The sequence below is a fragment of the Peribacillus sp. JNUCC 23 genome, from assembly GCF_053653995.1.
The window spans coordinates 3,251,003-3,267,005 of the sequence record NZ_CM132202.1; the positions used below are offsets into that span (position 1 = coordinate 3,251,003).

General features: G+C 41.3%; 11 protein-coding genes, 1 other RNA gene and 1 other annotated feature. Of the genes, 2 read left to right on the top strand and 10 right to left on the bottom strand.

Features of this window, described 5'->3' with window-relative positions; genetic code table 11:
• Positions 1–50 precede the first annotated feature (50 nt).
• From JNUCC23_RS15640 to JNUCC23_RS15660, 5 genes are all read right to left on the bottom strand, one after another.
• Positions 51–1,193 (bottom strand): M20 family metallopeptidase, encoded by a 1,143-nt coding sequence (locus tag JNUCC23_RS15640; RefSeq protein ID WP_454212315.1) that lies wholly within the window; start codon positions 1,191–1,193, stop codon positions 51–53.
• 642 nt (positions 1,194–1,835) lie between these two features.
• A non-coding RNA gene (gene ssrS / locus JNUCC23_RS15645) (6S RNA) lies at positions 1,836–2,019 on the bottom strand.
• A gap of 60 nt (positions 2,020–2,079) precedes the next feature.
• Positions 2,080–3,855 carry an aspartate--tRNA ligase gene (gene aspS / locus JNUCC23_RS15650; RefSeq protein ID WP_062177298.1) on the bottom strand — a complete coding sequence of 592 codons (1,776 nt, stop codon included), beginning with the start codon at positions 3,853–3,855 and terminating at the stop codon, positions 2,080–2,082.
• 12 nt (positions 3,856–3,867) lie between these two features.
• Positions 3,868–5,139, bottom strand: a complete 1,272-nt coding sequence (gene hisS / locus JNUCC23_RS15655) for a histidine--tRNA ligase (protein ID WP_062177296.1) — start codon at positions 5,137–5,139, stop codon at positions 3,868–3,870.
• 338 nt (positions 5,140–5,477) lie between these two features.
• Positions 5,478–5,711, bottom strand: a binding site (T-box leader).
• A 108-nt stretch (positions 5,712–5,819) separates the two neighbouring features.
• Positions 5,820–5,999, bottom strand: a complete 180-nt coding sequence (locus JNUCC23_RS15660; protein WP_403069469.1) for a hypothetical protein — start codon at positions 5,997–5,999, stop codon at positions 5,820–5,822.
• A gap of 129 nt (positions 6,000–6,128) precedes the next feature.
• Between JNUCC23_RS15660 and JNUCC23_RS15665 the strand changes: the two genes are divergently transcribed.
• Positions 6,129–7,841 carry an SH3 domain-containing protein gene (locus tag JNUCC23_RS15665; protein WP_454212318.1) on the top strand — a complete coding sequence of 571 codons (1,713 nt, stop codon included), beginning with the start codon at positions 6,129–6,131 and terminating at the stop codon, positions 7,839–7,841.
• Positions 7,842–8,211: 370 nt separating this feature from the next.
• On the opposite strand, the gene dtd is transcribed toward JNUCC23_RS15665, so the two are convergent.
• Positions 8,212–8,652, bottom strand: coding sequence for a D-aminoacyl-tRNA deacylase (dtd, locus tag JNUCC23_RS15670; RefSeq protein ID WP_062177284.1), 441 nt, complete (start codon positions 8,650–8,652; stop codon positions 8,212–8,214).
• A 12-nt stretch (positions 8,653–8,664) separates the two neighbouring features.
• Positions 8,665–10,860 carry a RelA/SpoT family protein gene (locus JNUCC23_RS15675; protein ID WP_454212320.1) on the bottom strand — a complete coding sequence of 732 codons (2,196 nt, stop codon included), beginning with the start codon at positions 10,858–10,860 and terminating at the stop codon, positions 8,665–8,667.
• A 97-nt stretch (positions 10,861–10,957) separates the two neighbouring features.
• Here JNUCC23_RS15675 and JNUCC23_RS15680 point away from each other — a divergent pair, with 97 nt between their 5' ends.
• On the top strand, positions 10,958–11,104 hold the full coding sequence (locus JNUCC23_RS15680; RefSeq protein ID WP_403069461.1) for a hypothetical protein: 147 nt from the start codon (positions 10,958–10,960) through the stop codon (positions 11,102–11,104).
• A gap of 206 nt (positions 11,105–11,310) precedes the next feature.
• Here JNUCC23_RS15680 and JNUCC23_RS15685 read toward each other — a convergent pair whose 3' ends face one another.
• The 3 genes from JNUCC23_RS15685 to JNUCC23_RS15695 all read right to left on the bottom strand — a co-directional run bounded on the left by JNUCC23_RS15685 (position 11,311) and on the right by JNUCC23_RS15695 (position 15,433).
• On the bottom strand, positions 11,311–11,823 hold the full coding sequence (locus JNUCC23_RS15685; protein WP_062177277.1) for an adenine phosphoribosyltransferase: 513 nt from the start codon (positions 11,821–11,823) through the stop codon (positions 11,311–11,313).
• Complete coding sequence (recJ, locus tag JNUCC23_RS15690; RefSeq protein ID WP_454212323.1) at positions 11,814–14,183, bottom strand: single-stranded-DNA-specific exonuclease RecJ; 2,370 nt, start codon at positions 14,181–14,183, stop codon at positions 11,814–11,816. Before recJ ends, JNUCC23_RS15685 begins: the two co-directional genes overlap by 10 nt.
• 278 nt (positions 14,184–14,461) lie before the next feature.
• The gene (locus JNUCC23_RS15695) at positions 14,462–15,433 is read right to left on the bottom strand and encodes a nuclease-related domain-containing protein (RefSeq protein ID WP_454212325.1); all 972 of its coding nucleotides are present in this window, start codon (positions 15,431–15,433) and stop codon (positions 14,462–14,464) included.
• Between the last annotated feature and the right edge of the window lie 570 nt (positions 15,434–16,003).

Below are 16,003 nucleotides of genomic sequence, written 5' to 3' on the forward strand. Positions count from 1 at the left end.
TTAATCTTTCAAAAAAATGAAAACCCCCGAACATCTCGGGGGTCTTACATTTATTCAGATAGTTTTTGAATGGTTTTTGCCAATAATAAAGTTCGTTCAGTTAAGGTTGGGATTTCCAGATATTCTTCATCACTATGTGCATTGCCGCCGACAGGACCGAGTCCATCTACGGTTGCAACACCGGTTGCTGCTGTGAATGATGCGTCTGATCCTCCGCCCGTTGATGTGTCAGACACCTTAATGCCGATTTCTTCTCCCACTTTACGGATGATTTTCAGAAGGCTTTTCGTCTGTTCCGTTTTTTCCATCGGCGGCCGGCCAATTTCACCGGTCAACTTGATTTTTGTGCCTGGAACAGATGTGAATGAACAAATTTCTTTCATTTTCTCAAGCAATGTTTGAGCTTGGTCCATCTGCGCAATCCGAATATCAATATGAGCAACAGCTTTTGAAGAAACGGTGTTATAGGCAGATCCGCCTTCAATCATGCCAACGTTGACGCTAATGCCTTTTTCGTGATCGGTTAAGTGATGGAGCTGAATGACTTTATGAGCGAGTTCCTCAATCGCACTTCTCCCTTTTTCTGGCTCGATGCCTGCATGTGCCGCTTTTCCTTTTACAATCAAGGTGTAGTGGCCACCGCCTCTTCTTGCCGAAACGAGAGATCCGTCCTTCCTTGCCGGCTCCATAATCAACGCGAATTCTTTCCCTTGTGCTTTTTCCATGATGAGCGAGCGAGACGTCGGTGAGCCGATTTCTTCATCACTATTTAAGATGATTTGCACATTTTTGTAACCTTCATACCCGACTTCTTTCATATACTTAATCGCATACAATAGTTCGACTAAGCTTGACTTCATATCTACGACGCCCGGTCCATAGGCACGATCCCCTTCAATTCGAAACGGACGTTTTGCCACTGTGCCTTTCGGAAAAACGGTATCCATATGAGCAACGATAATAATTTTCGGATCAACCGCTTCTCGATGCTGCATGACCATATGATTTCCGTGAACTTCCTGCAAAATCGTGTCCACCGCAAATCCGACGTCCTCAAAATGGCCTTTCATAATTAAACCGATTGTATCGATTCCAGCCTTTACATGTGAACCACTATCTATATTCACCAATTGTTCAATAAAATGAAGCATTTCCTCTTGTTTGTCAGCTAATACGCAATCTATCAATTTCATCTCAAAGTCATCCCTTTGTTTATACCTCTTGTCCTGCTTTACTACTTCGCAAGAAAAAAGTTTATACTTAAATTGGAACATCCGCGTAATAAAGTTCTGCCTTCATACCCGACAGAATACCTTGCGCAAATCCCTATCCATTACCTGGCACGCTTTGTTTACCAAATTGACATAATTTTAATCGACTATTTACACTTCGTCAATCTAATATTTCATATTTCATTCAATATTCGGAATGTTCCTTTCTATATATATATGAATGTGCAAAGAAAATGTCTAGATATGTCGTCCTATTTTTCGCGGATTTGTTTGTTATTTATCTGAAATCCAATCAAAAGGGATTTATTCTTTTGGTATAAGTTTGAACTCTTTTAACATGTTATCAAATCGAACAGCGTGTCCTTCTGATGCCTCTAAAAAGTAGGTTTGTTTAATAACGATGCTTCCCGCTTGACCGTTGCTGACGATATTTGCGTGCCGAGTTGGCTTCTTTTCGTGCCGGAACGGAGTACTTTCGTGCCGAAATCATCACTTTGCGAGCGCGATTCGCGATTTGCGCGCCAAAGCTAATTTCCCTACATTTAAAAAATCCATACAAAAAACCCTACTCATAAGAGCAGGGTTAATCATCAAATATGAAGTAAGAGACCCGATTGTGTCGTTTACGCCTTTGTTTTGAACCCGCTCGCAGCAGGTGGGTGCGCTGTTCTGACGTTTACAAGTCCTCATCCATGGAGGCATTTGCGTAGGGCAGAAACCTGTGCTCCCGAAACTATAAGTGTTCGGTCAAAACTTATAGGTTAAAGAACGTACACTTCAGGACTCTTACTTATTGGAATTATCATAACATACTGAATATTCGCTTACAAGATTTTTTTATAGGAAATTATTCTTGTTTTTTCCCTACAATTGACAGATGCAATTCATCAAGTTGCGCCTTGCTTACTACGCCTGGAGCTTGTGTAAGCATGTCTGATGCGCTTGCTGTTTTCGGGAAGGCAATCGTGTCACGTAAGTTTGTACGGCCTGCAAGCAGCATCACAAGACGGTCTAGCCCTAGCGCGATTCCGCCATGTGGAGGTGTACCGTATTCGAATGCTTCCATTAAGAAGCCGAATTGTTCATTTGCTTCCTCTTCACTGAAGCCGAGAACTTTGAACATTTTTTCTTGAACATTGCGTTCGAATATACGTAATGAACCACCACCTAGTTCATAGCCGTTTAACACAAGGTCATAGGCTTGAGCACGTACATTTGCTGGATCTGTTTCAAGCAATTCTAGGTCTTCACGGAAAGGCATTGTGAATGGATGGTGCGCTGCGAAATAGCGGCCCGCTTCTTCATCATACTCAAGTAATGGCCAGTCTGTCACCCAAAGGAAATTGAATTGGCTATTGTCGATTAAGCCTCTTTCTTTTCCAAGCTTCATTCGCAGTGCTCCAAGTGCATCCGCGACAACGCTTTTCTTATCGGCAACGAAAAGAAGAAGATCCCCTGTTTCTGCTTCAACAAGTGAACATAATTGCTTCTGGTCTTCTTCTGTGAAGAATTTAGCGATTGGTCCTTTTAAACCGTCCGCTTCCACTTTCAGCCAAGCCAATCCTTTTGCTCCGTATACAGCAGCAAACTCGCCAAGCGCATCAATGTCTTTACGTGAATAATCAGCCGCTCCAGCTTTCACATTCAAAGCCTTTACTTGTCCACCATTTGCAATTGCTCCGGCGAATACTTTAAATCCGCTCTCTTTCACAAGCTCAGACACGTCAAGTAATTCCATGGCAAAACGAGTATCTGGTTTGTCTGATCCGTAACGGCTCATCGCTTCGTCATATTTCATACGTGGCAGTGGTAATGTGATGTCGATTCCTTTTACATCTTTCATGACTTTCAACATCATTGCTTCTGCCATGTTCATGATGTCTTCTTGGCTCATAAAGCTTGTTTCAATATCAATTTGCGTAAATTCAGGCTGTCTGTCGGCACGAAGGTCTTCATCACGGAAGCAGCGAGCGATTTGATAATAACGCTCAACGCCTGATACCATCAGCATTTGTTTGAAAAGCTGAGGAGATTGTGGCAATGCATAGAATTCCCCATCATGGACACGGCTAGGAACTAAATAGTCACGAGCTCCTTCTGGCGTACTTTTTGTTAAAATCGGTGTTTCAATATCAAGGAAACCTTCGCCATCTAAATATTCACGAACGGCTTTTGTCGTTTGGTGACGCATTTTCAATGTTTCAAACATAACCGGACGACGTAGATCCAAGTAACGGTACTTTAAACGAAGGTCTTCAGACACTTCCGTTTTATCAGCAATCGCAAAAGGTGTTGTTTTTGCTTCATTAATAATTGTGATCGCTTCTGCCAAAATTTCAATCTTACCTGTTGCGATATTATTGTTGACGTTGCTTTCGTCGCGACTCACGACTTTCCCTTGAATATCGACCACATATTCGGTACGAATTTTATCAGCAATCGCTAATGCTTCTTTTGATACATCAGGATTAAAGACAACTTGGACAACCCCAGAGCGATCTCTAAGGTCAATAAAAATCAACCCACCTAGGTCACGTCGTTTTTGGACCCATCCTTTTAATGTAACTTGTTCGCCAACGGCTGTTTCTGTTACTTCACCGCAAAAATAACTTCTCCCAAACATTCTATTTCCTCCTTAAGCGTAAAGCTTCTTAAATTCAGCAACAAATGAAGTTAGTTCATATTCAACCTGTTCACCAGTCGCCATATTTTTCACATTAATTTTTCCTTTTTCAAGCTCATCGTCACCAAGTACAGCCACGAATTTCGCTTCTAGTCGATCAGCTGATTTAAATTGCGCCTTCACTTTCCGATCGTTGTAATCTTTTTCCACTGTAAAACCGGCATTGCGTAATTGATAGGCGAGTTTTACCGTGTAATCTTTCGCCGCATCGCCCATGGAAACGAGGTAGCAATCGATTCCTTGCTCAATCGGCAGTTCAACGTTTTCCGCTTGAAGTGCCGCGATTAATCGCTCAATGCTTAGTGCAAAGCCGATTCCAGGCGTTTCAGGACCACCAATTTCTTCCGCTAAGCCATTGTAACGACCACCGCCGCAAAGCGTTGTAATCGCACCGAATCCTTCTGCTTCACTCATAATTTCAAACGCCGTATGATTGTAATAATCCAAACCACGTACGAGTGTCGGATCAACGACAAATTCAATCTCAAGATCCGTTAAATGCTTTTGTACTTTTTCAAAATACGAGCGTGATTCTTCATTTAAATATTCGAGAATCGACGGTGCTGTTTTCATCAATTCATGATCACGGTCTTTTTTACAATCCAAAATACGCAATGGATTTTTCTCTAAACGACTTTGGCAATCACTACAAAACTCGCCAATCCGCGGTTTAAAGTGGTCGACCAACGCATTTCGGTGAGCTGTACGACTTTCTTTGTCACCTAGACTATTAATCACAAGCTTCAATTTTTTCAAACCAAGCTCTTGATAAAGCCCCATGGAAAGAGCCAATACTTCAGCATCAATCGCCGGATCTTTACTCCCTAACGCTTCAATGCCAAATTGCACGAATTGACGGAAACGCCCTGCCTGTGGACGCTCATAACGGAACATCGGTCCGATATAATACAATTTCACCGGCTGATTCGGTAATCCGAACATTTTATTTTCGATATACGAACGAACAACAGCAGCCGTTCCTTCTGGTCGTAACGTCAAGTCCCGCTCACCGCGGTCTTTGAATGTATACATTTCCTTCTGAACGATATCTGTCGTATCACCGACACCACGTAAAAACAATTCCGTGTGCTCAAAAATCGGTGTTCTGATTTCCTTATATTGATAACGACTGCATAAATCACGCGCCGTCTTCTCGATATATTGCCAAATCTCCGTTGTACCCGGAAGCAAATCTTGCGTACCTCTTGGAATTTGAATGCTCATATGAGATCCTCCTTTATTGAAAAAAACATTTATTTTGTATTCACTATTCTATAATTTTACTTGTTTAACACTGTTACTTAAAATCTGTAACTTTATTTGTCACACTACAATTGCTTACATCCGTTAAACTTTTTCGTACATTTTGGCACAACACCAGTTCTTTTTAACATAAATACGACTTTTCATGCAATTCAACTGTAAACAATGGAATCAATTAAGGGATTACACGGACCAAAATTGGTTTCGTCACGTACATGTTTTAATCAAATCTATAATTTTACTTATTTAATCATTGATTAAAACAACAAAAAACTCCCATCCCTTGTAACATTACTGCTACAAGGGACGAGAGTTGTAATTCCCGTGGTGCCACCCTTATTGAAACATATCATTATGCTTCCACTTCATGCAGTTAACGCCTGCCTACGTTCATCTCTTACTAAAAAAATTTTTCAGAGTGAAGCCTCAGAAGTGTTCTTTCATTAAGTCATCATGTAGAAATGCTTTCAGCCTAAGGCATTTCTTCTCTTTACATGTGGTTCTTAATTACTTTTCTTCATCATTGGTTGTTCTTATGTAGAAACTATTAATTTTACTTATATAACTATTCATTAATAATAAGGACTCCAACTAGTCTTGTCAATACCGCATGTCAGTTTCTAGCGGAAAAGCGCGAAAGATCAGCGCCCGCCCAGCTTTTTTTTCAATTTTTGCACATCGCGCTCGTTTAGGCCAAATTCTGATGCAAGTTCAAACATTGTTGATCCTTGTTCTTTTTGTAAATGATCTCGGAAATCGACTCCGGAAAGTTGATTGGTTGGGTCTAGGCTTAATTGCCCTTTTTCACTGAATTTCATCATTCATCCCTCCTGCTTTTTTCTTAGTTTTGCCCAAAACCCAAAGTTTTCTTCATAAATAAACAGGAAATTTTATGATAAGATAGAATAAATTGTTGTTAGACTATTTTCAATAAGAACGAGGAGGAAGACATGAGAACTAAAACATATATCGCCGGGATTCTGACAGCAGCTCTTCTCACATCAACAGGATTTTCAGTACAAGATGTATACGGTCAAACGAAATCAGACATCACTGTCAATACAGAAATGATCAATGTTCGGGAAGGTCCAGCTTTAAGTTTCCCGATCGTAGAAAAAGTATACCGAGGAAATACCTATCAGGTCGTTTCCGAGGAAAATGATTGGCTGGAAATTAAACTGGCTGAAAACAAATCAGGATGGATCGCGGGCTATCTTGTAGCTGACGATACAAAACGTGCAAAAAGTGCTGAAAAAGCTACCGTAACGTCCGATCATGTACGGATTCGCAAAGGTCCTGGCACGTCTTTTGAAGAAACAGGTTATATAAATAAAGGCACTGAAATCAACATCCTAGATCGAGAAAATAATTGGATCCAGTTTCAAAACGATACGATTTCCGGATGGATATCCGCCGATTTTATCCAAACTGGCATAGCCAAAAATAAAGAAACCAACGTACAAACCGTCAAAGCGACGGGAATTGCATTAACGAACAATCTCAATGTTCGCGCATCTGCTTCTAAAGATGGAAGAGTAATTGGCAAGCTAAAAAAGGATGCGACTCTTTCATTCGAAGACATTCAAGGGGAGTGGGGGAAAATTACCTTTCATGGCGAAAGTGGCTGGGTTAACACATCATTCATCGCGATCGACGGTGAAGAAAAAGCTACTGTTACTGTCACTGCGTCTGAACTAGTCGTCCGCAAATCGGCTACAACCGATGGAGAAATTCTTGCGACCGTTCATAATGGGGATTCCTTCACTATTTTGCAAGAGCGAAACGACATGGCAAAAATCCAATATGAAACTGGAAAAACGGGCTGGGTTGCGACTCGGTATTTGCAACAGCCGTCCAAATCGGTTCAAACTGAGCCCACAGTGGCAGAAAAGCCTACTAGTTCCACGATCGTCATCCTTCGTGATGGGACTAGTTTACGAAGTGGTCCAGATACAAATACGACCTTACTTGCTCGTGCAAATAAGGGTGAAACGTTCGCAGTTCTGGGCATGGAAAATGACTGGTACAAAATCCAGCTCGCTAACGGGCAGACAGCTTATGTGGCAGGGTGGCTCGTTTCAACAGATAGACAAGCCCAGCCAAGTAAACGATCTGGCATTGAAAATAATCTCAACGGTAAAGTAATCGTCCTTGACCCAGGTCATGGTGGCCGCGATCCAGGAACACTTGGCGTAGGCGGTACGATGGAAAAAGATGTAACGTTACGTACAGCTCGTATGCTTCAGGCTAAGCTCGAACAAGCAGGAGCAAACGTCCTATTAACGCGCAGTCTTGACGCATACATCACTCTGCCAGCTCGGGTCGGGATTTCACAACTGAACGCTGCAGATGCTTACATCAGCATCCATTACGATGCGACCAAAGATACAAGAATCAATGGCATTACGACGTATTACTACCATACATATCAACAACAGCTTGCCATAGTTCTTGACGATGCCCTAAGCTCAGCACTAAAAATTAATAACCGCGGCTATCGGTTCGGTGACTATCACGTTTTACGAGAAAATCACCAAAACGCAGCCCTGCTCGAACTTGGCTATTTAAGCAATCCAGCTGAAGAACTGAAAATCACCTCAAATGAGTATCAAGAAATGGTTACAACCGCCATCTATAATGGGTTGATGACGTTTTTTAAATAAAAGAAACTAAACGTGCCTATTTTCTGGTACGTTTTTTTTGGGTGTACTGGAGCGATATTAAACTCCGGCTCGTAAATCCCTATTCTCGCGCGAAAAGGATCGGTTCTGGCGCGATCCCCCTCCTTTTTGGCTCGATTGTTCCTCATTCCGGCGTGCAATGGTTGAATCGGATGAGTTTGCAAGGGTGGGTTCATGAATATTAACGTAATTTCTCATTGGATCACTAATTTAGGCCCTGACTCGTTATTTCGATTTCCAGATCAACATAAAGGAGGGCTTGTCCGCGCTTTTTGGACGAAGTTCCCGATAATAATTCGTCCATCTTCCCACAAAAAAAAGAAAGCAAACCAGCTAGCTGTGGTCTACTTTCCTATTTACTCTCAACAATAAGCGTGACAGGGCCATCATTGGTGAGTTCAACTTGCATATTGGCTCCGAACTGGCCTGTTTCGAGATGGATGTCTTTTTTGCGGAATTCTTCGTTGAAAAGTTCGTAAATGGCGTTCGCTTCTTCTGGACGAGCGGCGTCCATGAAGTTTGGGCGGCGGCCTTTCTTGCAATCGCCGTACAGGGTGAATTGTGAAATCGAGAGAACTGAACCGCCTACGTCGAGTAGGGAATGATTCATTTTCTCGTTTTCATCTTCAAAAATACGCAAGTTGGCAATTTTCTCAGCGAGGTAAGCGGCGTCTTCCGCTGTGTCGCCATGTGTAACACCGACCAATAAAACGAGACCGTGGTCGATTGAGCCAATTGTTTCGTTATTCACAAGTACTCTTGCTGCTTTAGAACGCTGCACAACAACACGCATGGTGATAACTCCTTAGTTCATGATTCTTCTGACTGAATAAATATCCGGAATTTGTTTAACTCGATCGACTACCTTTTGCAGATGACTAATATTTTGAATAGCAATGGACATGTTAATCGTCGCTACTTTGTTGCGGTCTGATTTGCCGGATACAGACGTAAAGTCCGTTTTCGTTTCATTGACCACTTGTAGCACCTCGTTCAATAAACCGCGACGGTCAAAGCCGCTGATTTCAATATCAACATTGTATCCTTTGTGATCGTTCAGATTCCCTTCCCATTCGACTGGGATTAAACGGTCTTCTACTTCGCACGTATTTAGATTTGAACAGTCGGTTCTATGAACAGAAACACCGCGGCCTTTCGTAATGAAACCGACAATTTCATCTCCCGGAACCGGATTACAGCATTTTGATAAACGTATTAATAGATTATCAATGCCAGTAACGCGGACACCAGATTCCCGCTTTTTCGATTTATGAAGCGATTTAAGCTCTGTAACCGCTTCTGTAAGTGTCGGTCCTTGTTCTAATTCTTTCTGTTTCCGTAATTTCTCGGTAAGACGAGTGGTAATCTGCGCAGCTGTAATCCCGTTATAGCCAACAGCTGCATACATATCTTCTTCATTTGAGAAATTAAATTTTCCAGCAACGCGTTTGATGTTTTCTTGAGTTAGGATTTCTTTTAACTCAAAATCAAGTGCTTTAATTTCTTTCTCTACCATCTCGCGGCCCTTTTCGATATTTTCCTCACGACGTTGCTTTTTGAAAAATTGTCGAATTTTATTTTTTGCCTGAGATGTTTGCGTGAGTTTCAGCCAATCCGGGCTAGGTCCATAGGAATGCTTAGATGTTAGGATTTCAATAATGTCGCCTGTTTTTAGCTTGTAATCAAGCGGCACCATCTTGCCGTTCACCTTAGACCCAATCGTCTTGTTGCCGATTTCGGAGTGAATGCGATAAGCAAAATCAATTGGATTCGATCCAGACGGCAACTCAATTACATCGCCTTTTGGTGTAAAAATAAACACCATATCTGAGAACAAATCAATCTTCAGTGACTCGATAAACTCTTCAGCATTCGTTGCATCATCCTGGAATTCAAGAATTTCTCTAAAAAAGGTGAGTTTCTCTTCTAATGAAGATTGCTCATCAATTTCTTTGCCTTCTTTATAAGCCCAGTGTGCGGCAATTCCGTATTCTGCAATTCGATGCATTTCAGTCGTACGAATTTGTACTTCAAGCGGGTCACCTTTTGGACCGATCACCGTCGTATGCAACGATTGATACATATTCTGCTTCGGCATCGCAATATAATCCTTGAAACGGCCTGGCATCGGTTTCCAGCATGTATGGATAATACCAAGGACGGCATAACAATCCTTAATGCTATTCACGACAATTCGTACCGCAAGCAAATCATAGATTTCGCTGAATTGCTTGTTTTGCATGGCCATCTTCCGGTAAATGCTGTAAATATGTTTCGGTCGTCCAGAAATATCTGCCTTGATGTTCACATCATCTACTTCTTTGCGTACTTCCATGATAACTTCGTCCAAATACTCTTCACGCTCGGCACGCTTTTTCTTCATTAAATTCACGATTCGGTAATATTGCTGAGGATTCAGATAACGAAGAGCGGTATCCTCAAGTTCCCATTTAATCGTACTGATGCCAAGACGATGCGCAAGTGGTGCAAAAATTTCCAATGTTTCATTGGAAATCCGACGTTGTTTTTCTTGTGGAAGATGCTTTAACGTTCTCATGTTATGAAGACGGTCGGCCAATTTAATTAGGATTACACGAATATCCTGGGCCATTGCCACAAACATCTTTCTGTGATTCTCGGCTTGCTGCTCTTCTTGTGATTTATATTTAATTTTACCGAGCTTGGTTACACCGTCAACAAGCATCGCCACTTCTTCACCAAATTGCTGTTCGATATCTTGTAACGTCACTTCGGTATCCTCAACGACATCGTGCAAAAATCCGCCTGCAATTGTCGATGGATCCATCTCAAGGTCCGTTAAAATGCCTGCAACTTGAATGGGATGAATAATATACGGCTCGCCCGATTTACGAAACTGCTCTCTGTGAGCGTGCTCCGCAAATTTATAGGCACGATAAATAAAGTCTGTCTCATCCTGTTGAAGATAGTTCTTTGTCCGTTCAACAACCTGCTCAGCTGTTAAAATTTGATCATTTGCCATCGTATCACCTTTACCCCACTTTACCCAGCAGATTCGCCTATCAAAAGGTTTTCCGAATAAGGTTAATAAAAAATAGCCACATTTAGTGCTGACGCTGATGCTTCATCTTGCTACAAGACAAAATGGATATACAGGTATTCAGCAAAAAGTGACAATTATTACAGTTGAAAGAATCGTTGTTCCGCTATTCGAGGATGTCCAAAGGTCTGACCCTTTGCCTCTTGTCCAAAAACCAGAAAAATAGTATTGTATCTATTATCAAGAAAAAGAAGCCATATGTAAAGAGCTAAGACCGCATTTTCTGCATAATTCGAGTTATTTTTAATCAATAACGACAAAATTCACCGTTTCTTTACCAATAATTAATAATAAAAAGGGCCTACCTTCACATCTACACAATAAACAATGTATAGACAGTGAGGTATGACCCTGTGGAATATTCTCAAATTTTTAGTAGGTCATTAAAGTTAGAACGTCGTAACCTTCTAATTTACTTCTACCTTCTAAGTATGTTAAATCAATTAAGAACGCAATCCCTGCAACAATACCACCAAGCTCTTCAACAAGCTTGATCGTTGCTTCAATGGTTCCACCCGTTGCAAGCAGATCATCTGTAATCAGTACACGTTGCCCTGGTTTGATGACATCTTTATGCATCGTTAATACGTCTTTGCCATACTCTAAGCCGTATTCGACTTTAATTGTTTCGCGCGGAAGTTTCCCTTCTTTACGAACAGGTGCAAAACCGACGCCAAGTGAGTAGGCAACCGGGCAACCAATAATGAAACCTCTTGCTTCCGGTCCTACAACGATGTCGATTTGTTTATCTTGTGCATATTCAACGATTTGATCTGTTGCGTATCGATACGCTTCGCCGTTTTCCATCAGACTTGAGATATCTTTAAATGAGATCCCCGGTTTCGGCCAGTCAGGTACAATCGTGATAAACTGCTTTAAATCCATTGCTTTGTTTCCTCCTCAAGGCCTGTCGCCTTATGAACTACATGATTGAACCAATCGAATAACTGCTGATAGGAAGAATAAACAAGCTCTCGTTCAAGCTCAAATTGCTCTTTCTTACGTGCATATGATTCTGATTCGCTCAAGTCGCGTTTATTCGCATTGTTAGTGAGCATAATTAACCCGTTCTCTATTGTAACAAAATCTAATTCAAAAAACACCTGTGAGATAAAATCAATCGTATCTCGCGACCAGCCACGATGTTTCGCTAAATCATCGCCATAACGTTTCAAATCCAGCGGACCTTTTTTTGCTAAAAAGCCGTAAAACCATTTAAAATGATCGCGCGTCGGCATTGTGCTGAGAAAATTCTCTTGCTGATGATACAGATGAACATAAATACGGGCTGGTTCTTGGTTTGCTAGTAATTTTTCCAAAATGCCCTTAGATGGTGGCATATCCATTAAAATTAATGAACAATCGTTTACATCAATTTGTGCTGCCTCTTCTTCATTATGAATATGCAAAAAACCTTGTTCCTGTCGTAAAGATGGGTAACGACTAAGCGTCGTTTCTGAGAAAATAATGACTTTACGATTTTGCTTCGGCACATCTTCGAACCATTTTTCCACCTGATTCAGTCCGCGATAATCGAAAAGCTGCCAATTTGCAACGGAAATATCTTGAAGAAAGATTTGCGGTTTCTTCATATTATTCCATTCATTAATCCCTAGTTCCCCAATTACCGAAACTTCCGCATTTGGTGAAATATGATCAGCATAATCGCCGATTCCAAACCCGATCCCATCTAGTTTGACCGTTCCATTATCAAGTTGCAGTTTAAGGTGATTTTGGTTTGATCCTATTTTGCGAATGCCCGTCACACCGACGCCTTCTATTAAAACACGAGGTTTCGGATTGCTCATCCCGAACGGAGCAAGCAAGCTCATTTCTTCAATCGTTTGAATACTAACCTCAGTAAGATCTGTTTTAGCATCAAGCTTGGTGATCGGTGTGAAATCTGCTTCTGTCAGTTGTTCAGTCGCAAGCTTGTTCAACCTGCTTCTTAAATCGGGTACATCATCGAGCTTCAACGTCATCCCTGCAGCCATTGGATGGCCACCAAAATGAGGCAGAATATCACTGCATTGTGTTAGATTTTTAAACAAATCAAAACCTTCAATACTTCTGGCCGAACCTTTCGCAAGTCCTGTTTCACTGTCATAGCTTAATACGATAGTCGGCCGGTAAAATTTCTCCACAAGTTTAGAAGCAACAATGCCGACAATCCCTGAATTCCAGCCTTCTTTGCCAATAATCAGGACACTGTTATCAGCTGGTGGATAGTTTTCCTCCACCTCACGAATCGCTTCTTCGGCGATTTCAGCAACAATTGCCTGACGTTCTTTATTCATCGCATCAATTTCTGAAGCAAGGTCAGCTGCTGTTTCCATATCTTCAGCCATGAGTAAATCCACGGCAGGATCAGCGGCTCCAAGTCGACCAGCAGCATTAATCCGTGGTGCCATGCCAAACCCAATCGATTCTTCATTCAATGCGTCCTGCTGAATGCCTGCTTTTTTCATAAGTGCAAGGAGGCCTGGTCGTCTTGTCTGGCGAAGCTGTTCAATTCCCTTCGCTGCAAGCAAGCGATTTTCCCCATAAAGTGGGACAAGATCAGCAATCGTTCCAATCGCTGCAATTTCAAGCAAGTCCTCTGGCAATTCTCCTAGTAGCGCATGCGCAAGCTTGAACGCAACGCCAACACCAGCCAAATCTTTAAATGGATATGGGTTCCCGGCAATTTTAGGATGGAGAATTGCTAGCGCTTCCGGCAATTCCACCCCTGGTTCATGGTGATCAGTGACAATATAATCGATGCCTAATTCTTTCGCAATCTTCGCTTCGTTAATCGCTGAAATCCCCGTATCTACGGTAATCAATAGCTTTACGCCTTCTTGTGCCGCTAATCGGAAGGCCATTTCATTCGGGCCATATCCTTCAGTGAAACGATTCGGAATGTAAAAATCAGCATTCGCACCAAGCTTATTCAACGTATCCATCATCACGGTCGTTGAACTAACGCCATCCGCATCGTAATCTCCAAAGATGCGAATTTTTTCACCATTATTTATAGCAGCTTTTATTCGTTCAACGGCAAGATCCATATCTTTTAGTAAAAACGGATCGTGGAAGGCTTGTTTTTTTATAAAAAGAAAAGACCGGGCTTCTTCAACTGTTTGGAAGCCTCGATTAACCAATAGCGATGCAACTAGAGGTGTTATATGAAGTTCCTTTGCTAGCACATCCGTAATCTGCTCATCGGCAGATTGTAAGTTCCAACGAGTTCTTGGCTTTAACAATACATTCACCCCTCAATCTTATAAGTATACAAAAGAGGGCGAGGGGTTTCAAACTTATTTCGCTTCCATCCGGCGTCGATGCGTAGATTTTTCTTCCTTTTCATCTATTACGTGCCGCAAATTAAATTTGCGTGCGGAATTCGTCCTTTTACGTGCCAGATCGGAAGGCTTTCGTGCCAGAATAGGGACGTTTCGTGTGAAATTTGCGATTTGCGTGCCAAAGATATATTTAGACGTGAAATAATGAAAAATACCTGTCTAGTGTTCCGTAATGATACTTATTCATCATGTTTGAGTTGATATGTAACAGCTCTTGATTTGCCCTCTTTAGGGAGGTTCATCGAGTTAAGGAGTTTTGCAGAAATCGATGCTGATGGTATTTCGAGAAAGTTGCGGAACTCCTTATTCGTAACTTTAGTATCAACAAGTAGTGCATAATCTTGGATTGATTCGATGTAGGCGTCATTTGATTGATGAGTACAATTATTACATCTCCACTTACCCATTAACTTTTCCATTGGCAGTGTAAAACAAATCGGACAATGAACACCACTCATAAGTATTTCTCTATGAATTTGATATTTCAATAATAAATCTTGATTCAGTGGTGTATGTGATCTCATAATTATTTTTGACACTTTCTTCATTGATTTATGTGTCAGAACTTCTTTTGAATATTTTTTCTCAAATACTTGAAAACTTTGCAGAAATTTTTCTTTATGGATCACCTTTTTTGTGATTTTGTGATTGCCCTGGGTAGTTTTAAGTTGAGTATAAGGATTGGAAAAAATAACGAGTGTTTCAATTGGAATTGGACCAAGTTTTTGGTCATGAAGATATTTCAGAAGATTGGCGCGGTGTTGTTCTACCTGTGAAACAGGATCCGGGAAAGTTTCCTCAACGTCCTGTTGGGTCGTTCGGATTAATTGGTCAAACTGGGGATCAAAATAAACGGTGCCTGAATAGTTCTTCACTTCAAGAATTAAAGCAAAATTGGCGGTAAGAATTAAATAATCGAGCTGAAAAAAATGATGAAGAATCGGCAGTCTTAAATCGTGAAAAATCAGATAATTTTTATCATCCAAAAAGGTTAAATAATAAACGAGCGACTGCTCTCCTCGAAACCCCGCCAAATACTTGCCATAATCATTCTCAATAATTGGCCTATTAGAATCTTCAAAAGGTAATCTTCGCAATAAAGCTTGCATTTTTCTTAAGGTCAGCGAAGGTCCACATTCTTTAATAAACAAAAAATCACTCCTTATATGTTAGTATCTAAATCATTCGACAAAACCAAAGGAAATCCTACTCATTTTAGCAAAAACCTATCTAATCTTTACAAAAGAAGGTGAAAAATAGCCTAGTTAAGTATCGTATTGAACCTTTACGGGCCGCTATTTGATTTTGCGTGCCGGATTCGCTTCTTTACGTGCCAGTTCAGAAGGCTTTCATGCCGGAATGGACATGTTTCGAGCGCGATTTACGATTTGCGTGCCGCAACCAGTTAAGGACGGACACTTCATTCAAACCACCCCCTTTTATTACAACTTTTATAAAAAAACCCAAGCTCCATGATGTGCGGCGGGCAATTATTATGGGTGACATCACACACTCTTTTCCTTTTCATCCATTACGTGCCAGTTCGGAAAGCTTCCGTGCCGGATTGGAAACATTTCGAGCGCGATTTACGATTTGCGTGCCGCAGCCAGTTGAGGACGGGTACTTCATTCAAACCACCCCCTTTTATTACAACTTTTATAAAAAACCCCAAGCTCCATGATGTGCGGCGGGCAATTATTATGGGTGACATCACACACTCT